The sequence below is a fragment of the Ruegeria sp. BC3 genome, assembly GCF_056539265.1.
On the sequence record NZ_JBQFUP010000001.1, the window covers coordinates 1 to 24,232 of the forward strand.

Sequence of the window (24,232 nt, forward strand, 5' to 3'; positions counted from 1 at the left end):
TCTCATCTCCACTCCTTGGCGGTTACGATGAGCCAGAAACCCTCTCTTATCAAATCTACTTAAACTGTCCCATTGGTGCTGACGTCAGACAATCGCAATGTGTGGGTAATAGGGGAAAAGGTAGTGCACTTGATTGTGGATCCAGAGGTCCCCTGTTCAAGCCAGGGAGGCGGTACCATCTCCCCATATCGTCAGCGTATTTCGGACTTTGACCAAGCCGATTTTTGCGCAAAAAAACCGGACCCAAAGGCCCGGTTTAGAAAAGACGTGAGTGCCGTTCTTAACGTGCCAGGTTCAGACGGAACCGCATCTTGGCTTTTCTGGCTGTGGGTAGGTGCCGGTTCAGCCGTTTGTTGATCAGCCCAAACACACCAACGATCACCAGCGTCAGCAGGATGAAGTAGAAGGCGAGAATCGGGTAGGGGATGAACGGATTGAAGGTCTTGTCCGCGAAATAGCTGGCATAATACAGCGCGTCACCACGCTGTTGCCAAGCCGGGAACGCCGAGAAGAACACCAGCGTGGTGGCGTGGAACAGGAAGATTGCCTCGTTCGTGTAGGCAGGCCACGCAAGGCGCAGCATCGTGGGCCAGATGATGCGGCGGAACCGCGACCAGCCCGACATGCCATAGGCATCGGCGGCCTCAATATCGCCTTTGGGGATCGAGCGCAGCGCGCCATAGAAGATCTCGCCCGAATAGGCCGCAGTGTTCAGGAAAAGAACGATCAGCGCCCCCAGCCACGCCGACGTCAGCGCGTCAAACATGGGATAGGACTTCTTCAGCGACAGGAAGAAGAAGTAGGCAAAGAAGAACTGGATGAACAGCGGCGAGCCGCGGAAGATAAAGATGAACCACTCGGACGGCTTGCGCAGCCATTTGTTGGTGGATGCTTTGCCCAAGGCCACAGCGGTGGCCAGAAAGAACCCTGTCGCCAGCGCCATGATGCCGAAATAGATATTCCAGATCATGCCTGACCCGATCAGGGTGAACTGCTCACACAGAGTGAAATCATTGCGCGGTAGCAGACGTTCGCCGAGGCCGATGGAGCGCAGCCCATAGTCCTGGATGGTTTGGATGCAGCTCATGCGGTTGTCTCCTTACGCAGAAGCTCTCCACCTGATGTGGCCTGACCGTGAGACAAGCGACGCATCAGCTTTTCAAGTCCGATTTCCGAGACACGGGTCATACCAAGATAGAAGATCAACAGGGCTAGGAAGTACCACATGCGCCAGTCGCCATGGGGGTATTGCGTGAATTTCGATGTCTTTGTGCCGCCCAATTCCCGGGCCCAATAGACGATGTCTTCGATACCCAGCAGGAACAACAGCGGCGTGGCTTTGATCAGCACCATCCACAGGTTCGACAGGCCGGGCAGGGCATAGACCCACATCTGCGGCACAAGAATGCGCCAGAAAGTCTGGCGCGGGGACAAGCCATAGGCGGCGGCCGTTTCCAGCTGTGCGTGTGGTACTGCCCGCATACCGCCAAAAAGCACATTGGCCGCAAAGGCTCCGAACACGATCGAGAAGGTGATCACCGCCAGGAAAAACCCATAGGTTTCATGCACCCATTCCGGTGCTGTGCTCAGCGGCAGTTTTGCCGATTGGCAGACGATGAAGTCGTTGCCCTGACGGATCGGGTCCGTCCAGTCGGGGCAAAGAACCTTATGACGCATCCATTCAAAGGCCTGATCCAGGGCAATCACGAAGAACATGAAGAAGGCGATGTCCGGCACGCCGCGCACGATGGCGATGTAACCTTTACCCAGCCAGCTAACAGGCGGGATATGTGATCGGGCGGCCATCGCACCCACAAACCCGAACCCCAGCGCAACAGGCGCCGTGACGGCCAGCAACAGCAAGACCTTCAGGAACGAAAGGTAAAACGACCAATGGACGCCGTTGGTCAGATAGCAGGAAAACCAACGGAACGTTCCGAGCGTATCGGGATCAGTGCAGAACGAGAAAATGGCGGGCCTCTTGAGGTGCTAAGGCTCAGGGGCGGCGCGCCCCGATATTGGGGGCGCGCAACCTGGTTCAAATCAGAAGGTCGAGGACACTTCCCACTTGGTGATCAGCTCGTTCAGGCTGCCGTCGTCCTTCATGGACTGGATAGCCGTGTTGAACTTTTCTTTCAGCTCGCCATCCGACTCGCGGACACCAATGCCGACACCACCGCCCAGCGGAACGTCTTCGGCAACAAAGCGCAGGTCTGCGTCTTCATCGGCAATCGGAGCCAGGAACGACTTGTCGGCCAGTACAGCGTCGGCTTCGCCATTGCGAACAGCCGCGATGGTTTCCTCGGGGCTTGCGAACTCGACCAGAGTTGCACCCGATTCCGCGATGTATGCGGCCTGAATGGTGCCGGTCTGCGCAGCGACAACGCCGTTGGCGACGTCAACATCGTCCGAAACGGCAACGTAAGCGGACGGATCCGGCGGCGTGTAGTTTTGGGTGAAGTCGATCACCTCGTCGCGCTCGTCGGTGATCGACATGCCCGCAATGATGACGTCATAGTTGCCCGAGACCAGGTTCGGAATGATCGAATCCCAGTCGTTCTTGACCCATTCGCATTCCAGGTTGGCGCGCTTGCACAGCTCATCACCCAGCTCACGCTCGAAACCGTCGATCTCGCCGGCGTCATTGATGAAGTTCCACGGAGGGTAGGCGCCCTCGGTGCCCATGCGGACGGTATCGGCCATCGCCATACCAGCGCTCAGCGCCAGTGCAGCTGTGGTCAGAACTAGTTTTTTCATTGGATACTCCCCTAGTTAATTCTGTCCTGATTTTATGCCGCCTTGGTGGCGGATAGGAAGCCCTGAAGTCGCGCAGATTCAGGGGTCGTGAAGATGTCTTCCGGCAGGCCTTCCTCTTCGATCAGGCCCTGGTGCAGGAACACCACGTGGCTTGAAATATCGGCGGCCATTTTCATGTCATGCGTCACGATGATCATGGTGCGGCCTTCGGCAGCCAGATCCTTGATCACCTTGATAACTTCCTGTTCCAGCTCAGGGTCCAGCGCCGAGGTCGGTTCGTCGAACAAAAGCGCCTCAGGCTCCATGCACAGGCCGCGCGCAATCGCGGCTCGCTGCTGCTGACCGCCAGAAAGTTGCGCCGGGTAGACGTCGCATTTGTCACCGATGCCGACCTTTTCCAGATACCTGCGCGCGCTGTCCTCAACCTCGGCCTTGTCGCGGCCCATGACGGTCACCGGGGCCTCCATCACGTTCTGAAGGATGGTCATGTGGGCCCACAGGTTGAACTGCTGGAACACCATCGACAGGTTGGTGCGGATGCGCAGAACCTGTTTCGGATCGGCTGGGCGACGGTTGTGCGCGTTTCCGGTCCAGCGGACCGGTTCGCCCTTAAACAGGATCTCGCCCTGTTGGCTGTCTTCCAGCAGGTTGCAGCATCGCAGCAACGTCGATTTACCCGACCCCGACGAGCCGATCAACGATACGACATCGCCGCGTCTGGCGGTGATATCCACACCTTTGAGCACCTCAAGATTGCCAAAGCTCTTGTGTAGGTTCTTGATCTCGATGACCGGAGTGGAATCTGTCACGGGTGGTCCAGCTGTTGTTGGTGTTGGTGCGGTACTAGGGCTTAAAAATCAGCGCAATGCAATGCGCAAATGACAGAGAACGGGCTATTAACTGTCAAATTGACCAGACGTTCTGATCAAATTGGCTAGGGATCAAGCAATCTGTCTGCGTCGGGTGCAGGATTGGGAACCGCAAGGTAGCGTTCAGCTGGAATTTCGATCAGGTCACGCACACGCAACAGGCTTTGATCTGCGGGGGACAGATCGTGGATGGCGGCCCGGACCGCATTCGCGATTTCCGCCGCGTCCTGGCCCTTGGCGGTGATATAGGGCAGGGTCGGGGTCGGTTCGGTGGCCGCGACCTCTCTCAGCGTCTCGCCAAGCTTCGAATGGTCTTTCAATAAGTCCCAGGTCAGCGCATCCAGCGCCGCATAATCTGCCTGTCCGTCCGCGACGGCAGCAGCCGAAGCCGCATGGCCGCCGGTTTCCAACACATCCTTTGGCAGGCGGCAGTGGCGTGACAAATGAACCATCGGAGCAGCCCAACCGGACTGAGACAGTCGCTCATTGTAAGCAAAGGTGCCCTCGGCCAACTGACCCAGGTCGCGGGCATCGTCCTTTCTGGCCACGAAGACGGATCGATAAAACCCTGGCGGGCACCCGGCCAAGCCGTAATCCGGTGTACCCACAAGATGAACTTTGCCGTGCAAACGGGTGCGATAGGGCATGCCGCAGGTTTGCGAAAAGACAAGATCGGGGCTTTTCCAAACGTCCCAGACATCCGCCCCGCGGGTGAGGTGCGTAGGGCCAAACCCCAGATGAGCCCGAATCAATGACCAAAAACGGTCATTGGCGGGCTGCAGCGCGGGCATGTCATACATGCCCAGCGTAGCAATCACGATTTGGCCGCCTTTTGACGTGCCAGTGCTGAATCCACGTCGCTGACCCCCAGAAGGCTAACCACCAGACGCAGCAGCGAATCTTCCTCGCCCGTGCGGTGTCCATCGGCGAGGGCGACTGACCACATCGCCTGAACGACCGCCAGACGATCGTCATAGGGGACGGCCTCTTTGATCGCGCGGGTAAAGCGAACGGTATCAGGGGCCTCGGCCTCAAGGTCTTCGGCGCGGGCGCGCAGCCCTGCTGCTTCGAAAGGGGATAGACCATAACGTTCGCCAGAAATCCGGTCGATTCGTGCCATTTCGCTGTCGGCATAGTCATTGTCGGACCGGGCGATGCGCACAAGAAGGGCCGTCAGGGCCAAGCGAGCGTCATCATCGGCAAGTGGGTCGGGCTGAGGCTGCGTGAGCCGGGACAGAAAATCGCTGAACATGAGCTAGATATAGAAGCCGATTAGGTCTGTTCCAAGCGCGATTGCACCCGCTCGCGCGCTTGCCGGCTGTCGTTAAAGCTCAGCCCCATCGCGATGCGGGCTTCCTCTACGATCTTCATCTCACCCTCGTCCGAGTTGCCATCCGCCAGAACGACCTCCCACAGCGCATCAAGCGCGGCCAGACGCTCTTGCAGGTCGGTGGTCTCGCGGATCAGTTTGCCGAAGGTGTCGGTCTCGGGCGCGGCGGCATGCAGTTTTTCGCAGGTTGCGCGAACCTTTGCGGCCTCAATCGCGTTGTGCTGATAAAGCCGCGCAAGAATGCGGTCGATCAGGCTGATTTCCTCTAGCTTATAGTCCCGATCTGCCTGCGCGACGCGCACCATCAGGGCACCCAATGCCAATTCGGCATCCGGGTCAGGCAATTGGTCGTGTTGGGGCGGGCGGAAAGCCTGAAGAAATTTTTTTAACATGGCACGAGGTTATTCCATATTTTGTAGTCCGCCAAGCGCTGACTACCCGTCATAGCCTTGAATGGTCGCATCCTTGCCGTTAACCGCGCAGATCACGAGCCCTGTTGCAGGGCCAGTTTGGCCTGTTCTTGCAGCCATGCCAGCATATGGCGATAGGGAACAGGCCCGTAGCTGATCCGGGCTACGCCCAATGACGCAAGGGTTGCGGTATCCGGTGTGCCGGGCAGGGCGATGATATTCACGGGCAAATCGGTCGAATCGCATAGCTTTGCGATCATGCCTTCATCCTTTAGCCCCGGCGCAAAGAACCCGCTGGCACCTGCATCTGCGTAGGCCTCGGCGCGGGCCATGGCGTCATCCAGCATTGCCGTATCATGCGTTTCGGGGGCAGCCTTCAGGAAAATGTCGGTGCGCGCATTGATGAATGCCGGGATGCCCGCCACATCGCACCCTTCGCGCAGGGCAGCAACGCGCGCGGCCTGCGTCTCGATGTCATACAAGTCTTTGCTGCCAACAATCTGATCTTCGAAGTTAAAGCCGACTACGCCGGTCTGCAGCGCGGCTTGGGCGTTGGCGATTATGCCCACGGGGCTTTCGGCATAGCCCCCTTCGAAATCCAGCGAAACGGGCAGGTCCACGGCAGCAACGATCCTGCGGGCATTGTCCAGGGCGACCTCCATCGGGATGTTCTGACCGTCTGCAAAGCCCTGCGCCATTGCAACAGGCGCACTGCCGGTTGCCAAGGCCTTGGCGCCTGCGTCCCGCACGGCCCCGGCGCTGCCTGCGTCCCATATATTGTAGAGGATGACCGGATCGCCCTTCTTGTGAAGGCTGGCAAAAGTTTCCGCGCGCTGAATTTGATCGGTCATTTGGGAGGCTCCTGTCGTGTTCTGCCCAACACTAACCACGACGGGGCAAACCCGCGTAGCGTTTTTTGACCTGGCAACGTCACTTTGAGGTGACGAACGAAAAAGGGCCAGCGGTTGCTGGCCCAGCTATCGCGACTTTTCCATGTCGACTGAAAGTTCAGCCCTCGTTGGCCGTGCCAGAAACATACCGGGCACTGAATGCCGACTCGCCCAACCGCTTGAGCAGAGACAGTTCGGTTTCCAACCACGCCTTGTGGCCTTCTTCCTCAAGCAGGATACGCTCGAACAGAGTACGGGAGCCAACGTCACCGACCTCGGCCGCTTGCGCTGCGGCCTTGGTGTAGAAGTCGATCGCCTCCATCTCGTCTTTCAGGTCAGCGGAAAACATCTCTTCCAGATTGTCCGCAGCTTTGGGACTTTTCTGTAGCTCAAGCTCGGGCGTACCGCTTAGAAATAAGATGCGTTCGATAAAGGCATCCGAATGGCCCAGCTCTTCCTGCATCTCGCCGCGCATCTTTTCGGCCAGAATATCCAAACCCCAGTCGTTCAGCACGTGCGCGTGCAACTGGTACTGATGCGCCGCTGTCATTTCCATATGAAGCGCTTGTTGAAGGTTCGTGATCGTTGTCGCGTTGCTCATCGGAAAAACTCCTGAATCTTTGAACTGCATTCAATTTGCATGGCAGGTGGCCTGCCTGTTCAAATAGTTAGGAGGTTACACCCCGCAACACAATGCGGGGTGACAGTCCGACGCAAAGAACCTTAGACGAGGCGCGAGGTGTCTTTCGCCGCGCGTACGAAGTCGCGGAACAGGGGGTGCGGATCAAACGGTTTGGATTTCAATTCCGGGTGATACTGAACGCCGATGAACCAGGGATGATCCGACCATTCAACGATTTCCGGCAAGCGGCCATCGGGCGACATGCCCGAGAAGTTGAGACCGGCTTTTTCAAGCTGCTCGCGGTATTTGATATCCACCTCATAGCGGTGACGGTGACGTTCTTCGATATTGGTGCCACCATAGACTTCGGCCACTTTCGAACCTTCGGCCAGCACGGCATCATAAGCACCCAGACGCATGGTGCCGCCTTTGTCGTCGCCGACTTTGCGTTCGACTTTGTGGTTGCCCTGTACCCATTCCTTCAGGTGGTAAACAACAGGTTCAAAACGTTTTTTGCCTGCTTCGTGGTCGAACTCTTCGGACCCGGCCTCTTTGATGCCAGCCGCATTTCGTGCGGCTTCGATGACAGCCATCTGCATGCCGAGACAAATACCCAGATACGGCACCTTATGCTCGCGCGCATATTGTGCGGCCTTGATCTTGCCTTCGGTGCCACGTTCGCCGAACCCTCCGGGCACGAGGATTGCATGGAACCCTTCCAGATGCGGGGCGGCATCTTCGGTGTCGAATACTTCGGCATCGACCCATTCGACTTTGACCTTGACCCGGTTGGCCATTCCGCCGTGGGTCAGGGCCTCGGCAATTGACTTATAGGCGTCTTCCAACTGAGTGTATTTGCCGACGATGGCAACTTTCACTTCGCCCTCGGCGTTGTGGATTCGGTCGCTGACGTCTTCCCACTTGGCCAGATCGGGTTTGGGAGCAGGGCTGATCTGGAACGCATCCAGAACCGCCTGATCCAGACCTTCGCGGTGATAGGCCAGCGGGGCGTCGTAGATGGTGCTCAGGTCCTGAGCCGCGATCACGCTGTCAGGGCGCACGTTACAGAACAAAGCCAACTTTTCACGTTCTTTGGCCGGGATCGGACCTTCGGACCGACAGACTAGAATGTCGGGGGCCAGACCAATCGAGCGTAGCTCTTTCACAGAGTGCTGGGTCGGCTTGGTTTTCAGCTCGCCCGAAGCCTTGATGTAGGGCAGCAGCGTCAGGTGCATGAAGATACACTGACCGCGCGGCTTGTCCTGGCTGAATTGGCGAATAGCCTCAAAGAAGGGCAGGCCTTCGATATCGCCTACGGTGCCGCCGATCTCACACAGCATGAAGTCGACCTCATCCTCGCCGATGGAGATGAAATCCTTGATTTCGTTGGTGACGTGCGGGATCACCTGAATGGTCTTGCCGAGGTAATCCCCGCGGCGTTCCTTTTCGAGCACGTTGGAATAAATCCGGCCCGAGCTGACCGAGTCGGTCTTGCGCGCAGCAACGCCAGTGAAACGTTCGTAGTGGCCGAGGTCCAGGTCAGTCTCAGCCCCGTCATCGGTCACGAACACTTCGCCATGTTCAAACGGCGACATCGTACCCGGATCGACGTTCAGATAGGGGTCCAGCTTGCGCAGACGCACCGAATATCCCCGAGCTTGCAACAGCGCGCCCAGAGCCGCCGAAGCCAGTCCTTTGCCCAAGGACGAAACCACACCACCAGTGATGAAAATAAAACGCGCCATGTTTTCGGCTGCTCCCGTGAGACGTCAAAATCAGCTGCCCGACGGTTCCGAAAAACCGCTGCATCACGGGACTTCACGTATAAAGGATTCGCGCCAATAGCGCAAGAGAACCGCAAGATGCTGTTGCAGTCCTCTTTCAGGTTTCTAGGTTTTGTGGATCAGTTGGCCTGCGGGATCAGCGGCGCGTTGTCGCCCTCTGCCGGTGGCAACAGATCATCCGCCGACGGAACCGCCGGTGTGCTTTCCTCGGTCGGAGCCGGGGCCGGAACGCCCAAACGGTCAATTACCGAACTACCCGAGGATTTCTGAGCGGCCAGAATGGTCAGCGTGATCGAAGTCACAATAAAACAAGCGGCCAGAATCCACGTCACCTTGCCCAAAGCAGTCGCTGCAGCGCGTCCGGTCATGGCACCGCCACCACCGCCGCCCATGCCAAGGCCACCGCCTTCGGACCGCTGCATCAGAACAACGGCAATCAGGCCAAGGGCCAAGAGGAGGTGGATGATGAGAACGACGTTTTCCATGGTCTTCCTGTGCGGCGTGACGTGTATCGCGTGGTACTTATGCAAGTTTGGTTCCGGGGGCAAGGGAGGAGTTGGCATCAAGATCGGTGATGCGTCAGATCACGTCAAAGGGACTGGACAGAAAGGCCGCGCCTCGCGCAGGCTGCGGCCATGCCACATGACGATCACGACCACCCGCACGCCCTTTTGCCGCCTGAACCTGCACTGCGCGTCAAAGCGCTTGAGACGATTCTGACCCGAAAAGGGCTGATTGATCCGGCCGCCTTGGATGAGATCATTGATACCTATCAGAACAAGATCGGTCCGCAGAACGGCGCGCGGGTCGTTGCCAAGGCCTGGCGCGACCCTGATTTCAAATCTGCGCTGCTCAAAGACGCGACATCGGTTGTAGCCGATCTGGGTTATTACGGTCGGCAGGGCGAGCATATGGTTGTTGTCGAGAATACACCCGAGCAACACAACATGGTCGTCTGCACACTGTGCAGCTGTTACCCGTGGCCCCTGCTGGGCATCCCGCCCGGTTGGTACAAGTCTGACGCCTATCGTGCCCGAGCCGTTCGGGAACCGCGCAAGGTTCTGGCCGAGTTTGGGGTCAGTTTGCCTGCGACGAGCTCTGTTCGTGTGTGGGATTCGACGGCCGAGGTTCGGTACCTCGTTCTGCCAATGCGTCCGGACGGAACAGATGGTCGGTCCGAAGATGAACTGGCGGCGTTGGTGACCCGGGACAGCATGATTGGCACCGGACTGCCAAAGGTGCCATCATGACCCGCGTACACGACATGGGGGGGCGGTTCGGTGATGGGCCTGTGCACCCTGAACCCGACGACGCCCCGGTGTTCGCCGAAGAGTGGCATGGTCGGGCGCTGGCGGTGACTCTGGCCGCAGGATCGCTTGGTCAGTGGAACATCGACATATCCCGCCATGCACGCGAACGCCTGTCACCCAAGGATTACTCTCGGTTTTCCTATTATGAGAAATGGATTTCGGCTTTGGCTGACCTGTTGGTCGAAACCGGAGTGCTCTCCGAAGAGGACTTGCGCGGCCAAACGAGTGACGAAGCGCACCCATTGGCAAGCCGAGCGCTGAAGGCCGAGGCCGTTGCAGGCGTTTTGGCCAATGGCGGGCCGGCGGATCGTCCGTCGAACGTCCCTGTCAAATTCGAGATCGGGCAAGAGGTGGTGACCGCTCGCCCCGCTGCAAACCGCCTGGTCGACGGCGGGCACACACGGTTGCCAATCTACGCTGCAGGGGCCAAGGGGCGCATCCTCATGGTGCATGGTACACACGTGCTGCCCGATTCAAGCGCACATCAATTGGGTGAAGCCCCGGAACCGCTATATGCCGTCGTCTTTCCTGCGTCCGAGCTTTGGGCGAACCCCGAGCATCCGCAGGACGAGGTGGTCCTGGACCTCTGGCAAAGTTATCTGGAGCCCCTATGAGCGAATGCCTTTCATACGATGCCCCGGAACCAGTCTTTGCCGAGCCCTGGCACGCTCAGGTATTTGCTGTGACAGTCGCTTTGAACGAAGCTGGGCGATTTGCCTGGTCAGATTGGGCCGCGCGCTTCTCCGCCACTCTGAAACGCAACGGACTGCACCGTGAATTGAATGGCGGCGATGACTACTTTGGCGCATGGCTCGAAACGCTCGAGGCGCTTTTGGTCGAGCAGGGATCCGCAGCCCTTGGTGACGTAAGCCAATTGCGCGACAAGTGGGAAGAGGCTTACCTGACCACGCCCCACGGGCAGCCGGTGCGGTTGGCAGGCGAGTAGGGGGCTCTGCCCCCGCCGCCCTTCGGGCGACTCCCCCGAGGTATTTTCAGCCAGATGAACAAGGGATCCGAGGCTTCATCTGGCTAAAAATACCTCCGCCGGAGGCATCGTGCAGAGCACGATTGCTGCATGCGTCGAATTACCGGTTTCCCTACAGCTTGCGCGCCGCTATATGAGCCGAGTTTGATAACTCAGCGCAAAAGGACCGGATATGGCCAACGTGGTTGTTGTCGGCGCCCAATGGGGTGACGAAGGAAAAGGCAAGATCGTCGACTGGCTCAGCGAGCGGGCAGACGTGATTGCACGTTTTCAGGGCGGACATAACGCCGGCCATACACTGGTCATCGATGGCGAGGTCTACAAGCTGCACGCGCTGCCTTCGGGCGTGGTGCGCGGCGGCAAGCTGAGCGTTATTGGCAACGGTGTAGTTCTGGACCCTTGGCACCTGATCAAAGAGATCGCAACGATCCGGGCGCAGGGCGTCGATATCTCGCCTGAGACGCTGATGATTGCGGAAAACACGCCCCTGATCCTGCCGATTCATGGCGAGCTTGACCGTGCGCGTGAAGAAGCCGCAAGCAAGGGCACCAAGATCGGCACCACTGGTCGTGGCATCGGCCCGGCTTATGAAGACAAAGTTGGTCGTCGTTCAGTACGCGTTGCCGATCTGGCGGACGAAGCGACGCTGGAGGCGCGCGTCGATCGGGCGCTGCAGCACCACGACCCGCTGCGAAAGGGTCTGGGGATCGAGCCAGTCGACCGGGATGCGCTGATCGCTCAGCTGAAAGAAATCGCCGGGGAAATCCTGCCGTTTGCCGCCCCTGTATGGAAGGTCCTGAACGAAAAGCGCAAGGCCGGTAAGCGCATCCTTTTCGAGGGTGCTCAGGGCGCGCTTCTGGACATCGATTTTGGCACCTATCCCTTTGTGACGTCATCGAACGTGATCGCCGGTCAAGCGGCCACGGGGGTTGGTATCGGTCCGGGGTCGATCGACTTCGTTCTGGGTATTGTGAAGGCTTACACAACCCGCGTGGGTGAGGGGCCGTTCCCGACTGAACTGGACGATGACGACGGTCAGCGTCTGGGTGAGCGCGGTCATGAGTTTGGTACGACCACGGGCCGCAAGCGCCGCTGTGGTTGGTTTGACGCCTGCCTGGTGCGCCAGACCTGCGCGACCAGCGGTGTGAACGGCATTTCTTTGACCAAGCTGGACGTTCTTGACGGGTTCGAGACGCTGAAGATTTGCGTGGGTTACGAACTTGATGGCGAACGTCTGGACTATCTGCCCACAGCTGCGGATCAACAGGCACGTTGCACGCCGATCTATGAAGAAATGCCGGGTTGGAGCGAATCCACCGAGGGCGCGCGCAGCTGGGCCGATCTGCCTGCCAACGCGATCAAATATGTGCGCCGCGTGGAAGAGCTGATCGAATGCCCCGTCGCCCTTTTGTCCACCAGCCCGGAGCGGGACGACACCATTCTGGTGACCGACCCGTTTGCTGACTGATGGCAGAAGAGCAGAAAAAGGGCCTGAGCTATAAGGCGCGCCGCCGCTGGTCTCTGATACTGTTGCTGGTTGGGCTGCCGCTTTACATCGTGGCGGTCGTGACGGTTGTGAATTGGCTGGACCGGCCGCCAATCTGGCTTGAGCTACTGGTCTATATCGGCCTCGGTATAATTTGGGCCTTGCCCTTTAAGTTCGTGTTCAAGGGCGTTGGGCAAGCCGACCCGGACCAGTCGCAGGACTGACCCAGTTTAGCCGGCGTCCCTTTCCTGATCTCGTGGCCAACTGAGTATCGCGCGCGCGATCGCGTGATACTCGCCCGATATCTCCTCGGCCAGGCTGAACGGGGTTGGCCAGGGGGCGGCCAAGGTGGCCTCGACCTGTCCGGTGATCAGGTTCAATTCCGCTTTGTGTTTCATCGCCAGACGGCGCATTTTTTGGTTCGTCGCGAGACACAGCATGTGAACCTCGCGAATGCCACGGTTGCGGGCGGCGGTGATGATCCGGGACAACAGAGCGTCCCCTACACCCAAGTCCTGCCAGGCTGGTTCAACTGTAAAGGCAGCTTCCGCCACATAGTTCTGGCTTTCCGGGACGATGTGCAGCTCTGCAACGCCGCGTAACTGAGAGTCCGGAAAGGCACCAAAGACCAGGGCAGCGGTATCAAAAAGTTCGGCCAGATAGCGCTCGATGAATTCTGCGCTGACCGGGGCACCGAACCGCGATCTGAGAGTGTCGTTGTCCAGGCTGTTGAAATGACTGACAACCTTGGCTTTGTCGTAAATTCGTAGGCGTCGGATCGGTAGTTCATACATGGCACAGCCTCTGTTTGAACAGGTGAGGGGCAAGATCGTCCCCTTGTGATCCTAGCATCTTTCTGCGCTGCAGCATAGCTGCGGTATGAACCGATCCAATGCCGCGTCTGTTATTCGTGCGCCGTGCACAAAAAAGGGGCCGAAGACTACCTTCGGCCCCTTTAACTTAGAGTGAGGTGTTTGCTTACCCTGCGGCGCGCTCGTCATCGGGGCGGAACCCGATTTGGTTGGACGCAGCGAAACGTCCGCCGCCTGCTTTTTCGATTTTTCCGTCGCGCAGCAACTGACCGAACGACCGCAGGCTTTCTTCGCGGTTGAATTCATCCTGCTTGAGCGAGCGGATCTTGTTCATCAACTGCGGACGCGAGAACTGCTCCTGGCCTTCGATGAACGAGAGGTAGGCTGCGGCGGCTTCCAGCAAGTCGGGCAGCGACTGCGCGCCTTGCTCTTGCGCGAACAGGGCAAAGCCGCCTTCTTCGTTGGTCTCGTCCTCAGATTGCGCGGTCACGCGGCGAGGGGTAACCGGTCCGGCTTCCTGATCCAGCGTGTCGATACGCTGTTCCGCGACCAGCTTAAGCGGTGCCGAAGTGTCCGACTGCGGGCGCATGCTGGTGACCTGAATCTCGGGGCGGCGTGGGCTAACGACCGAAGTCAGGTCGCCGCGGTAACCGCTTTCTTCGGATTCGTCGTCCTTGGTCTGACTCGCGCGTTCCGCTTCGGTTGCCGCAACGGCTGTGCGCAGATGCGAATAGGTCTCGCGCTGCGTGCTGGTTGCGGGATCGTCCATCTGGCTGTCCGCCTTGTCCATCAGGCGCGACATGTCCTGATCCAGCGCAGTCTCATCCGGCGCGTCGCCGGACAAAATTGCTTCGACTTTCGAGATCTCGCTCAGCACGTTCGCTTCGTCTGCTGCGGTCAGATAGCCTTCTTTGTCTTCATCGGCCTGATCTTCTTCGGCCTCTTCACCCAGGATATTGACCGGTTCGTCCGCTTCGGCAGTGTCCTCAAGATCGGTAAACAGGGCCGATGGCGCAGGCGCTTCTTCCTCGTCTTCGTACTCTTGATCCAGCGAGAGGGGCTGGGCCTGTTCTGCGGCTTCCTCTGCGTCTGTCTCTGCGACTACGGTTTCTTCCGAGCTATCCTCGGTGAACTCTGCAGGGGTCTCCTCGACCTTGTCTGCGTCGGTTTCAACAGGCGCGGCTTCTTCTGCGGTTTCCGGTTCGACCTTCTCGGCCAAATCCGTTTCGTTCAACGAACCCGCTTCGAACGCAGCCGCTACCGCGTCCATCGGGCCTGCTGACTGGTTCATCAGGCTGGTGTCTTCATCCTCGGCATACACAACCGAGTTCTCTTCGGAATGAGAAACAACGGCGCGAATGCGCTGCAGCTTGGCCGCGATGCTGTCTGCCGCCGGGGCGGGGGTCTCGTCGACCGGTTCGGCATCAGCAAAGAACGCTTCAGAGCTTTGGGCAGGAGGCGTGGTATTCAGCGGCGCTTGCGCAGGTTCAGCCGCGGCCTGTGTCGATGCAGCGACGGCAGCAGGTGCCGGTGCTTCGGCTTGCTGGGTTGCGCGTAGCAGCAGGCCGGATTCGTTCTGGCTGGCCTCTACATGTCTGGAAGCGTCGCGTTTGGCGATCCGTGCCAGCATCTCTGCGTCAGGTTGTGGTGGTTCAGAACCGAAGTACCGATCATCGGCAGCAAGATCGCGGAAGTATTCTGCGATTGCTTTCATCGTTTCGAATGAATCGTCAAACCCTTCCAAAGTGCAGGAGAAGGTTCCATAAGAAACGGTCAATACCTTGTTGTTCTGTACCATCAGACGCACGTCCTCTACAAACTACGAGAGCCAACCAGAAATGTGCAGGCACACCCATTGGCTCGGAACTCTCTGCATGAACCTATCATTTTGTGGTCTCAATGTGTCCAAATCCGGGAAAAATGATCAATCTTCGAAAAAACCGCCCAATTGTACGGTCATTTGAGCCAATTGCGTTGGTCGGAGGGGGGCAAATTGGCCCGGACGACCTGAATCTGATGTTGATTCGCGCCAAAACGGTTGTGGCGGCCGACGGTGGCGCTGCGCCTTTGGTGGAATCAGGTCGTATCCCGGACGCGGTGATCGGCGATTTTGATTCGTTGCACAGCCGGTACAAAGACATGATCCCTGAAGATCGTTTGTATCCCATACGAGAACAAAATAGCACGGATTTTGACAAAGCGCTGCGTAGTATCGATGCACCGTTGGTTCTGGGTGCCGGGTTCTTGGGTGGGCGGTTGGACCATCAACTTGCAGTACTTAACGCTTTGGTTCAGCGACAGGATCGCCCCTGTATTCTGATCGGAGAAACGGAGGTCGTCTTTCATGCGCCCCCCCGGATATCGTTCAGCCTGACTGCTGGCGATGTGGTTTCATTGTTTCCCTTTCAGCGCGTCACGGGCACCAGCAAGGGGTTGGAATGGCCCATCGATGACCTTGTTCTGGAACCTGGCGGGCAAGTGGGTACGTCAAACCGCGCGCTGGCGGATCTAGAGCTTTCGGTGGACGGGCCGGGCCTGCTGGTGATGGTGCCCCGTTATGCTCTGGACCAGGTCATGCAGGCGTTTCTGTCGGAGCAGACCGGTCGCTGGCCCGCTCGCGTAGAATGACATAAAGGCCCGCTGCGACGGTGATGGCGATGCCCGCTGCCGCCATGCCGTTTGGCAGGTCGTGGAAGATTAGCCAGCCGAACAAGGTCGCCACCGGAATTTCAAGATACTGCATGGGCGCCAATGTGGCCGACGGCGCATAGCGCAGGGACCAGGTCATGAACAGATGCGCGACGGTCCCCAGAACTCCGATCCCGATCAGCAACAGGTGGCTTTCGCTTGGCGGGACAATGAAGGACAGCGCCCAGACCTCACCCAGAGTTCCCAGTGCCAAAACAGGTAACAGCAGGACGGTGGCCATAACTCCGGACACTGCCTGCAGTGCGATCGGGTCGGTCTCCTTGGCGATTTGCCGGGTCACCAGCATGAACAGAGAAAAGACCACGGCCACAACCAGTGGCAATAGCGCCGCTGCGCCGACTTGAACAAAGCTCGGTTGGATGACCAGCAGGGTTCCGATGAAACCAACAAGGCAGGCTGTCAGGCGGCGCAGTCCGACCTCTTCGCCCAGTACGTACCGGCCAAGCAACAGCATGATGAAGGGCATCACAAAGGCGATCGCGACTGCGTCGGCCAGTGGCAGGAATTGCAGTGCGCTGAACATTGCAGCAATGCCAATGATGTGGAGGACGGTTCGGATGAACGCCAACCGCAGGATACGCCCGCGCATGCGCCACGGCCGCCCGGTCAAGGTCACCAGCGGGATCAGGATCAGCGCCTGAACGGCAAAGCGGATGAAAACCAGAACGCCCACCGGCATCGTCTCGCCCAGCAGCTTGGCGATGGAGTCGCCCAGCGGAGCAAGCACACAGAAACCAAGCATCAAGAAGATGCCAAAGACGGGACGATCCTGAGTCATACCGCGACGCTAGGCCTTTTGACGCCCGGTTGAAAGCACCTAAGGCAGCGGCTGTACCTTTGTGTAATCTGGGCCGATGCACACGGGCAGGTCATCGTCCAGTTTCAGCCAATCCAGCCTTTCTTCGTGTGCGACGTGCAGTGTGGGCTGCAACTGGTTGGGATCGTCCAGGGTGGCGACATACAGGTGCAGTACATCAGACATGGATTGCGACCGGAAGGAAATCGGCGTGCCGCAATGCGGGCAAAAGCTGCGTTCAACACCGGGGGAAGAGTTGAAGACCTCTGGGGCTTCGCCAGTCCAGCGCCATTGTCCGTCGCGCACGCCGAAATAGGTGGTCATCGGCGCGGCGCATTGCCTGCGGCAACTGTCGCAGTGACAGCTCACGCAGGACAGGACCGGAGGATCAACTTCGTACCTGATGGTACCGCACAGGCAGTGTCCTTGCATCGCTGTCCTCCGTTTTGCTTTCTGTCAGCAGTTTGGCACGTTCACAGCCAATCCGCCCAGCGAAGTTTCCTTATACTTCTCGTGCATATCGTGGCCGGTCTGGCGCATGGTCTCGATAACGGCGTCAAGAGGCACAAAATGCTGCCCGTCACCGCGCAGCGCCAGCGACGCTGCCGAGACCGCTTTGATTGCCGCCAGCCCGTTACGTTCGATACAAGGTACCTGCACCAACCCTTTGACCGGATCGCAGGTCATGCCCAGATGATGCTCAAGCGCGATCTCGGCGGCATTTTCCACCTGCTCGGGCGTGCCGCCCATCACCGCGCACAGTCCAGCCGCCGCCATGGCAGAAGCGCTTCCGACCTCAGCCTGACAGCCCGCTTCAGCCCCCGAGATCGAGGCGTTGTACTTGACCAGCCCGCCGATGGCGGCAGCGGTCAGCAGGAAATCCTCGATATGGCTTTCCGATGCGCCCGGCACGTGGTCGAGGTAATAGCGCAGAACCGCTGGCAGCGTGCCTGCAGCCCCATTGGTTGGTGCGGTGACAACCTGACCGCCCGCCGCGTTTTCCTCGTTCACGGCCATGGCGTAAACGCTCATCCAATCGTTGATGGTGTGCGGCGCGTTCAGGTTCATGCCGCGCTCAGCCAGCAACGCGTCGTAGATACCCTTGGCACGGCGGCGGACATTCAAACCACCCGGAAGTATTCCGTCCGTTTTTAGTCCGCGTTCGATGCAGTTGTTCATCACCTCCCAGAGGCGGGCGGAGCCCTTGGCGAAACTGTCAGCACAGCCGCGCGCGATCTCGTTCTCGCGCTTCATCTGGGCGATGCTTTTACCGCTGGCCTTTGACATCTCCAGCATCTCGGCTGCCGAATGGAACGGGAAGGGCACCGGCGGTCCGTCATTGGTGGCTTTGCCCTCGGCCAGTTCTTCTTCAGTCAACACAAAGCCGCCGCCGACGGAATAGTAGACCTGCCGCAGGATCACGTCGCCTTGTGCGTCGGTGGCCATCAGGATCATCCCGTTGGCGTGGCCGGGCAGATTGTGATCGTAGTCAAAGATCATATCGGCCTTGGGGTCGAAGTGCAGCGGTGGCAGACCCTCGGGCGAGACCGAATGCGTTTCAGCAATGGCGGCCAGCGCAGCCTCGGCCTTGTCATTGTCATAAGTATCCGGCACGAAACCGGCCAACCCAAGGATCGTGGCGCGGTCGGTCGCATGGCCTACACCGGTAAACGCCAACGAGCCGTGCAGCGACGCGCGCAGGCCTGCAAATTCGAATGGCGAGGCACGCATCAGTTCCAGGAATCGCGCAGCGGCCACCATCGGCCCCATTGTGTGTGACGAAGAGGGGCCGATGCCCACTTTGAACATATCGAAGACAGACAGAAACATATCAGGTAGCAGAGCCTTCTGAGGGATTAGCGTAAGTCGGGCTGGTGAAGGGAGTGGTCCCCAAACCCTCGGCTGTCATGGCAGCCAGTGTTGCGGGACGGTTTTCGAGGTGCGTCAGAATTGATTGCAGACGGGGCGTATCCGTCAACTTGAACCAACTGCGATCAGCCCGGGCGGGGTAAAGGGCCATCCATCGCATCTGACATGCCAGGTAGTAGCTCAGGACCGAGGGGTGATCGCCGCTCAGCCAGTCGGGCGCAGTGGCCGCCAGATCATCCAGATTCCTAAGGTGCTGACGCAGGCGCGGGCGGATGCCTTGCCGTAACGTGTCGGCTTGCGCTTTGTCGATGTACTTTTCGGCATAGAAAAGAATGCGCATGTCCGCGTGAAGGGTGTTCGACGCAAAGAACAGCCATTTCAGAAATGCCGCCCGGTCCGGGCTGTCTGGGGCTGGGGCAAGCTGCCCATGTGTGTCGGTCAGCCACAACAGGATGGCCGCGGTCTCAAAAATCGGCCCATTTGGCGTTTCCAGAACAGGGATCAAACCGTTGGGGTTCAGTGCCCGATAAGCTTCACCGTCCTGCTCGCTCCGGCGACGGTCCACTAGGCGCGTTTCATACGGCAGGCCCATCTCTTCCAACACCAGTCTGATCACCAGCGAGGCGTTGTCGGGGGCATAGTGGAGTGTATAGGGCGCGTTCATGCGCTGTATGTATACACCAGCGGCAGTTTCGTAAGCTTCGATTGCGACGTTTCCAATAGGAAACGCGTAGTTTTGCGACAGGCCTGCCGTCGGGGTGGGCGAATTGGCGCTCGCAGTCTGTCCGGACATTCCGTATAAATTCCGTAATACCAAGGGGGAATGCTGCAATGACCGGAGATATGTCGCCTATCGACAAGGCGAAGTTCGCAGCTGCGTGCCGGGCTGCGGATATGGTCGAAAACGGGATGCGCGTGGGGCTTGGCACCGGGTCGACCGCCGCGTGGATGGTCCGTCGATTGGGCGAGCGGGTGAAGCAAGAAGGATTGCGGATTAAGGGGGTGCCGACCTCGACCCGTACTGCGCAGCTGTCCCGGGAACTGGGGATCGAGGTCGTTTCGCTGGATCAGGCCGGGTGGCTGGATATGACCATTGACGGCGCGGATGAGTTTGACGGCGAGCTGAACCTAATCAAAGGCGGCGGCGGTGCGCATCTGCAGGAAAAGATCGTTGCCACCGCCAGTGACCAGATGATCGTTATAGCCGACGCCGGGAAAGAGGTAGAAACGCTGGGCGCTTTCCCTCTGCCGGTCGAGGTGATCCCTTTTGGCTGGCAAACTACGCGCACGCTGATCCAGGAGGCGCTGGATACGATGGACGTATTAGGCAACTCTGCGGCGCTGCGCATGAACGGCGAGGCACCGTTTGTGACGGATGAGGGGAACCATATTCTGGACCTGCACCTTCAGCGTATCGGGAATGCACGGCAACTCGCGCTGGTACTGAACCAAGTGCCGGGTGTTGTCGAAAACGGATTGTTCATCGACATCTGTGACAAAGTTGTGATCGGCCACGGCGACGGTCGGGTGGAACTGCGGGATATTAACGACGGAACAATCGAACTGGACCACTTGGTCGAAGGTGGCGAAAACCTGTTTTCGGACTTGGCGGATTGAGCGGCGCTGACGGGGAAGTTTGAGCAACTGGCGATTCCCATCTGCTTTGTTTCCAAACCGATAAGGTAGGTCAAAGATCGCCCCGCTGCCGTTGAATTTGCTGGAACCTACCATATCTGGGCGTTTGAATTGAGCGCTGCTGCAATTTCCGGTGCAAGTTCGCGAGATCCAAGATGTTTGGGACTTTGTGATCACTCTGGACAGCGGCGCGAGATCGGGTACACCCCTAGCAACGCCGGTATGGCGAGTGCGGAAGTTTGGAAAAGGCAGGACAAATGAGCTTTGACTATGATCTGTTCGTTATCGGTGGAGGCTCGGGCGGGGTTCGTGCCGCGCGTGTAGCCGCTGGCGAGAACGGCGCCAAGGTGGCACTGGCGGAAGAGGATCGCTATGGCGGAACCTGCGTTATCCGGGGCTGTGTGCCTAAAAAGCTGATGGTTTTTGCCAGTGAGTTCTCAGGAATGGTCGGCGATGCGCAAGCCTACGGCTGGGACATTCAGCCCGGCGCGCTGAACTGGAAGACCTTCCATGGCAAGCTGGTGACCGAACTGGACCGGCTGGAAGGCATCTACCGCAATATCCTGAAGAACAACGGTGTCGAAAGCTTTGACCAACGCGCTACCGTGGTCGATCCCCATACGGTCGAACTGGCCGACGGGACGCGCAAGACGGCCAAGCACATCCTCGTGGCCACCGGGGGTCGTCCGGTCGTGCCCCAATTCCCGGGGTCTGAGCTGGCGATCACTTCCAATGAGATTTTCCATCTGGACCAACTGCCGGAAAGCATTCTGATCGTCGGCGGCGGTTACATCGCCAGCGAGTTTGCCGGGATCATGAACGGCATGGGTGTGAAGACCACTCAATTCTACCGCGGAGCGCAGATTCTCCGTGGTTTCGACGAAGAGGCGCGCGGTCTGATCTGCGAAGAAATGCGCCAAAATGGCATTGATGTTCGTTTGGGTACGAACGTGCTTGAGATGACAAAAGAGGGCGACAAGATCCGCGTTAAAGCCACCGATGGCACCGAGGATCAGTTCGACGTGGTCATGTTTGCAACGGGCCGGGTGCCCAATGCGGACAATCTGGGCCTTGAGGCGCTGGGCGTGGAACGTGGTCGCAAAGGCGAGATCGTTGTCGATGAATACAGCCAGACAGCCGTTCCTTCGATCTATGCCATCGGCGACGTGACCGACCGTGTGAACCTGACACCTGTCGCGATCCGCGAAGGCATGGCCTTTGTCGAAACCGTATTCAAAGGCAACCCGACACCCGTGGATCACGAATTGATCCCGACCGCCATTTTCACCCAGCCCGAATTCGGCACGGTGGGCCTCAGCGAAGAAGAGGCAGCGGCGCAGGAACCGATCGAGGTCTATGCAACCTCGTTTAAGCCCATGCAAAAGGCGTTTGCCGGAGGAACGCAGCGCGTTCTGATGAAACTGATCGTCAGCCAGGCCACCCGTAAGGTGCTGGGCTGCCACATTGTCGCGCCGGGCGCGGGTGAGATGATCCAGCTGGCCGGTATTGCCGTAAAGATGGGCGCAACCAAGGAAGATTTTGACCGTACGGTTGCTGTTCACCCGGTTATGGCCGAAGAACTGGTGACAATGCGGCAACCTGTGCGCACTGCTTGATTTGCAAGCAGGCGCACACAAGTTACAAGGGAACCCGTGATCACACGGTCCAACACAAGGGAATAGATACATATGGCGGGCAACAGCGGTGGCCCCTGGGGGGGCGGAGGCTCATCCGGTGGCGGAGGAAATAGGGGCAATAACGGTAACGGGCAACGCCCGCCCGAAGGCGATGGCCCGCAGATCCCCGAGATCGATGAGCTGATGAAGAAAGGTCAAGAGCAACTGCGCGTCCTGATGGGCGGTCGTGGCGGCTCGGGTCGCGGTGGCAGTGGCGGCGGTCAGGGTGGCGGTGGCCCTCTGTTCACCAAAGGTACGGTCCTGATTGGTGTCGTCGTAGCGGCGGTACTGTGGGGCGCGGCCAGCTTCTACACGGTCAAGCCCGAAGAACAGTCGGTTGAGCTGTTTTTGGGTGAGTTCTCGGCCGTCGGAAATCCGGGTCTGAACTTTGCGCCGTGGCCTTTCGTGACCGCTGAGGTTATCCCGGTAACCCGCGAACAGAACGAAGACATGGGCGGCGCGCGTGGCAGCGACGATGGACTGATGCTGACCGGCGATGAAAACGTCGTCGATATCGACTATCAAGTTGTTTGGAACATCAACGACCCGGCCAAGTACCTGTTTAACCTGCGCGATCCGCGCCAGACGATCCGAGCAGTGTCGGAATCAGCGATGCGCGAAATCATTGCGCAAAGCGAGCTTGCACCAATTCTGAACCGGGATCGTGGCATCATCGCGGACCGTCTTCAGGAACTTATTCAGGCGACAATGGACAGCTACGACTCAGGTGTGAACATTGTCCGCGTGAACTTTGACAAGGCCGACCCGCCGCAGGACGTGATTGCGGCGTTCCGCGATGTTCAGGCTGCCGCTCAGGAACGTGACCGTTTGCAGAACGTTGCTGACGCCTATGCCAACCGTGTGTTGGCGGAAGCCCGCGGTGAAGCGGCTCAGGTTCTGGAAGAAGCCGAAGCCTATCGCGCCCAGCAGATCAATGGCGCTCAAGGTGAGGCCAGCCGTTTTAGCGCGGTTCTGGAAGAATACTCCAAAGCGCCTGACGTGACCCGCAAACGCCTCTATCTGGAACGGATGGAACAGGTTCTGGGTGATGTCGACAAGATCATTCTGGACGAAAACTCGACCGGTTCGGGGCAAGGCGTCGTGCCGTATCTGCCGCTGAACGAATTGCGCCGCAATCAGGCCGAGGAGAGCAACTGATGCGTAAATCACCGATTATTCTCATTCTGGTCGTGATCCTTGGTGTTGTTGGCCTGTCTTCGATCTTTATCGTGGACGAGCGTGAACGCGCGCTGGTGCTGCAGTTCGGTCGTGTCGTCGCGGTCAAGGAAGAGCCAGGTCTGGCGTTCAAGATTCCTTTGATTCAGGAAGTCGTGCGCTACGACGACCGTATCCTGTCCATTGACGTGCAGCCGCTGGAGGTTACGCCTTTGGATGACCGTCGTCTGGTTGTCGACGCCTTTGCACGCTACCGGATCTCCGATCTGAATCAGTTCCGTCAGGCTGTTGGTGTCGGCGGTATCCCCGTTGCCGAGGATCGTCTTGACCGTATCCTGCGCGCTGAAACGCGTGAGGTTCTGGGTTCGGTTTCGTCCCGCGATATCCTCAGCTCGGACCGTGCGGCTTTGATGCTGCGTATCCGGAACAGCGCGATTGCCGAAGCACAAGCGCTGGGCGTGAACGTGATCGACGTGCGTCTGAAGGCAACTGACCTCCCGCAAGCAAACCTTGAGGCGACATTTGACCGGATGAAAGCCGAGCGGGAACGTGAAGCGACCGACGAACGCGCCCGTGGTAACGAAGCCGCGCAGCGTGTCCGCGCGCAGGCCGACCGTACTGTGGTCGAGTTGGTGTCGGACGCCAACCGCGAGGCTGAGATCATCCGCGGTGAAGCCGACGCCGAGCGTAACGCGATCTTCGCCGAGGCTTTTGGCAAGGACCCCGAGTTCTTCGAGTTCTACCGTTCGCTCTCGGCTTACGAGCGCGCGCTGCAAGGTGGTAACAGCTCGATGGTGCTCAGCCCGGATTCTGATTTCTTCAACTATCTGAAGTCGCCCACCGGGCAATCGGCCCAGTAATGGGTATGATCCTTCTGGCCTTCGGGCTGGTACTGATTGTCGAGGGGCTGGCCTACGCGCTGGCCCCTTCGCTTATTGAACGTATGCTCGAGGCGCTGCGATCCATTCCCGAACAGGCGCGGCGGTTGGCAGGATTGCTGTGCGTCGTCAGCGGTCTAGTGCTGCTTTGGGGCGCATATCAGGTCGGATTTTAGGATTGTGACCTCAATTGCCGGTGAATTCCCCGCGATCCCGAGTTGCGGGCTTGGACAAACCG

The 24,232-nt window shown here is 58.8% G+C and carries 28 protein-coding genes; 11 read left to right on the top strand and 17 right to left on the bottom strand.

Annotated elements, in window-relative coordinates; all coding sequences use genetic code 11:
• Positions 1-280 precede the first annotated feature (280 nt).
• The 11 genes from ACR0MV_RS00005 to secG all read right to left on the bottom strand — a co-directional run bounded on the left by ACR0MV_RS00005 (position 281) and on the right by secG (position 9,147).
• Positions 281-1,087, bottom strand: coding sequence for an ABC transporter permease (locus tag ACR0MV_RS00005; RefSeq protein WP_170464313.1), 807 nt, complete (start codon positions 1,085-1,087; stop codon positions 281-283).
• On the bottom strand, positions 1,084-1,971 hold the full coding sequence (locus ACR0MV_RS00010) for an ABC transporter permease (protein WP_170423250.1): 888 nt from the start codon (positions 1,969-1,971) through the stop codon (positions 1,084-1,086). Before ACR0MV_RS00010 ends, ACR0MV_RS00005 begins: the two co-directional genes overlap by 4 nt.
• A gap of 72 nt (positions 1,972-2,043) precedes the next feature.
• Positions 2,044-2,757 (bottom strand): transporter substrate-binding domain-containing protein, encoded by a 714-nt coding sequence (locus ACR0MV_RS00015; RefSeq protein ID WP_170422028.1) that lies wholly within the window; start codon positions 2,755-2,757, stop codon positions 2,044-2,046.
• A gap of 32 nt (positions 2,758-2,789) precedes the next feature.
• Complete coding sequence (locus ACR0MV_RS00020) at positions 2,790-3,566, bottom strand: ABC transporter ATP-binding protein (RefSeq protein ID WP_170422024.1); 777 nt, start codon at positions 3,564-3,566, stop codon at positions 2,790-2,792.
• Between the two features lie 125 nt (positions 3,567-3,691).
• A complete protein-coding gene (locus ACR0MV_RS00025; protein ID WP_170422021.1) occupies positions 3,692-4,444 on the bottom strand; it encodes a phosphate/phosphite/phosphonate ABC transporter substrate-binding protein in 753 nt (250 codons plus the stop codon).
• On the bottom strand, positions 4,441-4,878 hold the full coding sequence (locus tag ACR0MV_RS00030) for a tellurite resistance TerB family protein (protein WP_170422018.1): 438 nt from the start codon (positions 4,876-4,878) through the stop codon (positions 4,441-4,443). The genes ACR0MV_RS00025 and ACR0MV_RS00030 overlap by 4 nt, the downstream gene beginning before the upstream one ends.
• A 20-nt stretch (positions 4,879-4,898) precedes the next feature.
• Positions 4,899-5,348 (bottom strand): tellurite resistance TerB family protein, encoded by a 450-nt coding sequence (locus ACR0MV_RS00035; protein WP_170422015.1) that lies wholly within the window; start codon positions 5,346-5,348, stop codon positions 4,899-4,901.
• Positions 5,349-5,440: 92 nt separating this feature from the next.
• Entirely contained in the window at positions 5,441-6,217 is a 777-nt protein-coding gene (locus ACR0MV_RS00040) for an isocitrate lyase/PEP mutase family protein (RefSeq protein WP_480700481.1), read from the bottom strand.
• 157 nt (positions 6,218-6,374) lie between these two features.
• A complete protein-coding gene (locus ACR0MV_RS00045) occupies positions 6,375-6,857 on the bottom strand; it encodes a bacterioferritin (RefSeq protein ID WP_475204138.1) in 483 nt (160 codons plus the stop codon).
• Positions 6,858-6,979: 122 nt separating this feature from the next.
• Entirely contained in the window at positions 6,980-8,623 is a 1,644-nt protein-coding gene (locus tag ACR0MV_RS00050; RefSeq protein WP_170422006.1) for a CTP synthase, read from the bottom strand.
• 158 nt (positions 8,624-8,781) lie between these two features.
• Positions 8,782-9,147 carry a preprotein translocase subunit SecG gene (gene secG, locus ACR0MV_RS00055; protein WP_170412006.1) on the bottom strand — a complete coding sequence of 122 codons (366 nt, stop codon included), beginning with the start codon at positions 9,145-9,147 and terminating at the stop codon, positions 8,782-8,784.
• Positions 9,148-9,297: 150 nt separating this feature from the next.
• On the opposite strand from secG, the gene nthA reads away from it, so the two are divergent.
• The 5 genes from nthA to ACR0MV_RS00080 all read left to right on the top strand — a co-directional run bounded on the left by nthA (position 9,298) and on the right by ACR0MV_RS00080 (position 12,667).
• The gene (gene nthA, locus ACR0MV_RS00060; RefSeq protein ID WP_480700483.1) at positions 9,298-9,912 is read left to right on the top strand and encodes a nitrile hydratase subunit alpha; all 615 of its coding nucleotides are present in this window, start codon (positions 9,298-9,300) and stop codon (positions 9,910-9,912) included.
• A complete protein-coding gene (gene nthB, locus ACR0MV_RS00065; protein ID WP_480700485.1) occupies positions 9,909-10,586 on the top strand; it encodes a nitrile hydratase subunit beta in 678 nt (225 codons plus the stop codon). Before nthA ends, nthB begins: the two co-directional genes overlap by 4 nt.
• Positions 10,583-10,918, top strand: a complete 336-nt coding sequence (locus ACR0MV_RS00070) for a nitrile hydratase accessory protein (protein WP_170464305.1) — start codon at positions 10,583-10,585, stop codon at positions 10,916-10,918. The genes nthB and ACR0MV_RS00070 overlap by 4 nt, the downstream gene beginning before the upstream one ends.
• A gap of 211 nt (positions 10,919-11,129) precedes the next feature.
• Complete coding sequence (locus ACR0MV_RS00075) at positions 11,130-12,425, top strand: adenylosuccinate synthase (protein ID WP_480700487.1); 1,296 nt, start codon at positions 11,130-11,132, stop codon at positions 12,423-12,425.
• Complete coding sequence (locus ACR0MV_RS00080) at positions 12,425-12,667, top strand: DUF2842 domain-containing protein (protein WP_480700489.1); 243 nt, start codon at positions 12,425-12,427, stop codon at positions 12,665-12,667. The genes ACR0MV_RS00075 and ACR0MV_RS00080 overlap by 1 nt, the downstream gene beginning before the upstream one ends.
• A 6-nt stretch (positions 12,668-12,673) precedes the next feature.
• Here ACR0MV_RS00080 and ACR0MV_RS00085 read toward each other — a convergent pair whose 3' ends face one another.
• Positions 12,674-13,237 (bottom strand): N-acetyltransferase family protein, encoded by a 564-nt coding sequence (locus ACR0MV_RS00085; protein WP_480700491.1) that lies wholly within the window; start codon positions 13,235-13,237, stop codon positions 12,674-12,676.
• 184 nt (positions 13,238-13,421) lie between these two features.
• Positions 13,422-15,053 (bottom strand): hypothetical protein, encoded by a 1,632-nt coding sequence (locus ACR0MV_RS00090; RefSeq protein WP_480700493.1) that lies wholly within the window; start codon positions 15,051-15,053, stop codon positions 13,422-13,424.
• Positions 15,054-15,175: 122 nt separating this feature from the next.
• On the opposite strand from ACR0MV_RS00090, the gene ACR0MV_RS00095 reads away from it, so the two are divergent.
• On the top strand, positions 15,176-15,883 hold the full coding sequence (locus tag ACR0MV_RS00095) for a thiamine diphosphokinase (RefSeq protein WP_480700495.1): 708 nt from the start codon (positions 15,176-15,178) through the stop codon (positions 15,881-15,883).
• On the opposite strand, the gene ACR0MV_RS00100 is transcribed toward ACR0MV_RS00095, so the two are convergent.
• From ACR0MV_RS00100 to ACR0MV_RS00115, 4 genes are read right to left on the bottom strand one after another with little or no spacing between them, the layout of a single operon-like run.
• A complete protein-coding gene (locus ACR0MV_RS00100; RefSeq protein ID WP_480700497.1) occupies positions 15,828-16,742 on the bottom strand; it encodes a DMT family transporter in 915 nt (304 codons plus the stop codon). The two genes, ACR0MV_RS00095 and ACR0MV_RS00100, sit on opposite strands and share 56 nt — an antisense overlap.
• A 39-nt stretch (positions 16,743-16,781) precedes the next feature.
• Positions 16,782-17,192: a GFA family protein gene (locus tag ACR0MV_RS00105; RefSeq protein WP_480700499.1), complete on the bottom strand. Its 411-nt coding sequence runs from the start codon at positions 17,190-17,192 to the stop codon at positions 16,782-16,784.
• Between the two features lie 24 nt (positions 17,193-17,216).
• On the bottom strand, positions 17,217-18,590 hold the full coding sequence (locus ACR0MV_RS00110) for an L-serine ammonia-lyase (RefSeq protein ID WP_480700501.1): 1,374 nt from the start codon (positions 18,588-18,590) through the stop codon (positions 17,217-17,219).
• Between the two features lies 1 nt (position 18,591).
• On the bottom strand, positions 18,592-19,293 hold the full coding sequence (locus ACR0MV_RS00115) for a glutathione S-transferase family protein (protein WP_480701223.1): 702 nt from the start codon (positions 19,291-19,293) through the stop codon (positions 18,592-18,594).
• Between the two features lie 167 nt (positions 19,294-19,460).
• On the opposite strand from ACR0MV_RS00115, the gene rpiA reads away from it, so the two are divergent.
• The 5 genes from rpiA (at position 19,461) to ACR0MV_RS00140 (ending at position 24,170) form a co-directional block, all read left to right on the top strand.
• Positions 19,461-20,246 carry a ribose-5-phosphate isomerase RpiA gene (gene rpiA / locus ACR0MV_RS00120; RefSeq protein WP_480700503.1) on the top strand — a complete coding sequence of 262 codons (786 nt, stop codon included), beginning with the start codon at positions 19,461-19,463 and terminating at the stop codon, positions 20,244-20,246.
• 275 nt (positions 20,247-20,521) lie between these two features.
• On the top strand, positions 20,522-21,880 hold the full coding sequence (gene gor / locus ACR0MV_RS00125) for a glutathione-disulfide reductase (protein ID WP_170421969.1): 1,359 nt from the start codon (positions 20,522-20,524) through the stop codon (positions 21,878-21,880).
• A 72-nt stretch (positions 21,881-21,952) separates the two neighbouring features.
• On the top strand, positions 21,953-23,098 hold the full coding sequence (gene hflK / locus ACR0MV_RS00130) for an FtsH protease activity modulator HflK (RefSeq protein WP_170421965.1): 1,146 nt from the start codon (positions 21,953-21,955) through the stop codon (positions 23,096-23,098).
• On the top strand, positions 23,098-23,976 hold the full coding sequence (gene hflC / locus ACR0MV_RS00135; protein ID WP_170421963.1) for a protease modulator HflC: 879 nt from the start codon (positions 23,098-23,100) through the stop codon (positions 23,974-23,976). Before hflK ends, hflC begins: the two co-directional genes overlap by 1 nt.
• Positions 23,976-24,170 carry a DUF2065 domain-containing protein gene (locus ACR0MV_RS00140; protein WP_170464297.1) on the top strand — a complete coding sequence of 65 codons (195 nt, stop codon included), beginning with the start codon at positions 23,976-23,978 and terminating at the stop codon, positions 24,168-24,170. The genes hflC and ACR0MV_RS00140 overlap by 1 nt, the downstream gene beginning before the upstream one ends.
• The last annotated feature ends 62 nt before the right edge of the window (positions 24,171-24,232 follow it).

What these genes read in the sequence shown, in the direction of transcription:
- ACR0MV_RS00005 (WP_170464313.1), bottom strand. Translation starts at nt 1,087, where the DNA reads ATGAGCTGCATCCAAACCATCCAGGACTATGGGCTGCGCTCCATCGGC.
- ACR0MV_RS00015 (WP_170422028.1), bottom strand. Translation starts at nt 2,757, where the DNA reads ATGAAAAAACTAGTTCTGACCACAGCTGCACTGGCGCTGAGCGCTGGT.
- ACR0MV_RS00030 (WP_170422018.1), bottom strand. Translation starts at nt 4,878, where the DNA reads ATGTTCAGCGATTTTCTGTCCCGGCTCACGCAGCCTCAGCCCGACCCA.
- ACR0MV_RS00035 (WP_170422015.1), bottom strand. Translation starts at nt 5,348, where the DNA reads ATGTTAAAAAAATTTCTTCAGGCTTTCCGCCCGCCCCAACACGACCAA.
- ACR0MV_RS00040 (WP_480700481.1), bottom strand. Translation starts at nt 6,217, where the DNA reads ATGACCGATCAAATTCAGCGCGCGGAAACTTTTGCCAGCCTTCACAAG.
- ACR0MV_RS00045 (WP_475204138.1), bottom strand. Translation starts at nt 6,857, where the DNA reads ATGAGCAACGCGACAACGATCACGAACCTTCAACAAGCGCTTCATATG.
- ACR0MV_RS00050 (WP_170422006.1), bottom strand. Translation starts at nt 8,623, where the DNA reads ATGGCGCGTTTTATTTTCATCACTGGTGGTGTGGTTTCGTCCTTGGGC.
- secG (WP_170412006.1), bottom strand. Translation starts at nt 9,147, where the DNA reads ATGGAAAACGTCGTTCTCATCATCCACCTCCTCTTGGCCCTTGGCCTG.
- nthA (WP_480700483.1), top strand. Translation starts at nt 9,298, where the DNA reads ATGCCACATGACGATCACGACCACCCGCACGCCCTTTTGCCGCCTGAA.
- nthB (WP_480700485.1), top strand. Translation starts at nt 9,909, where the DNA reads ATGACCCGCGTACACGACATGGGGGGGCGGTTCGGTGATGGGCCTGTG.
- ACR0MV_RS00070 (WP_170464305.1), top strand. Translation starts at nt 10,583, where the DNA reads ATGAGCGAATGCCTTTCATACGATGCCCCGGAACCAGTCTTTGCCGAG.
- ACR0MV_RS00075 (WP_480700487.1), top strand. Translation starts at nt 11,130, where the DNA reads ATGGCCAACGTGGTTGTTGTCGGCGCCCAATGGGGTGACGAAGGAAAA.
- ACR0MV_RS00080 (WP_480700489.1), top strand. Translation starts at nt 12,425, where the DNA reads ATGGCAGAAGAGCAGAAAAAGGGCCTGAGCTATAAGGCGCGCCGCCGC.
- ACR0MV_RS00085 (WP_480700491.1), bottom strand. Translation starts at nt 13,237, where the DNA reads ATGTATGAACTACCGATCCGACGCCTACGAATTTACGACAAAGCCAAG.
- ACR0MV_RS00090 (WP_480700493.1), bottom strand. Translation starts at nt 15,053, where the DNA reads ATGGTACAGAACAACAAGGTATTGACCGTTTCTTATGGAACCTTCTCC.
- ACR0MV_RS00095 (WP_480700495.1), top strand. Translation starts at nt 15,176, where the DNA reads ATGATCAATCTTCGAAAAAACCGCCCAATTGTACGGTCATTTGAGCCA.
- ACR0MV_RS00100 (WP_480700497.1), bottom strand. Translation starts at nt 16,742, where the DNA reads ATGACTCAGGATCGTCCCGTCTTTGGCATCTTCTTGATGCTTGGTTTC.
- ACR0MV_RS00105 (WP_480700499.1), bottom strand. Translation starts at nt 17,192, where the DNA reads ATGCAAGGACACTGCCTGTGCGGTACCATCAGGTACGAAGTTGATCCT.
- ACR0MV_RS00110 (WP_480700501.1), bottom strand. Translation starts at nt 18,590, where the DNA reads ATGTTTCTGTCTGTCTTCGATATGTTCAAAGTGGGCATCGGCCCCTCT.
- ACR0MV_RS00115 (WP_480701223.1), bottom strand. Translation starts at nt 19,293, where the DNA reads ATGAACGCGCCCTATACACTCCACTATGCCCCCGACAACGCCTCGCTG.
- rpiA (WP_480700503.1), top strand. Translation starts at nt 19,461, where the DNA reads ATGACCGGAGATATGTCGCCTATCGACAAGGCGAAGTTCGCAGCTGCG.
- gor (WP_170421969.1), top strand. Translation starts at nt 20,522, where the DNA reads ATGAGCTTTGACTATGATCTGTTCGTTATCGGTGGAGGCTCGGGCGGG.
- hflK (WP_170421965.1), top strand. Translation starts at nt 21,953, where the DNA reads ATGGCGGGCAACAGCGGTGGCCCCTGGGGGGGCGGAGGCTCATCCGGT.
- hflC (WP_170421963.1), top strand. Translation starts at nt 23,098, where the DNA reads ATGCGTAAATCACCGATTATTCTCATTCTGGTCGTGATCCTTGGTGTT.
- ACR0MV_RS00140 (WP_170464297.1), top strand. Translation starts at nt 23,976, where the DNA reads ATGGGTATGATCCTTCTGGCCTTCGGGCTGGTACTGATTGTCGAGGGG.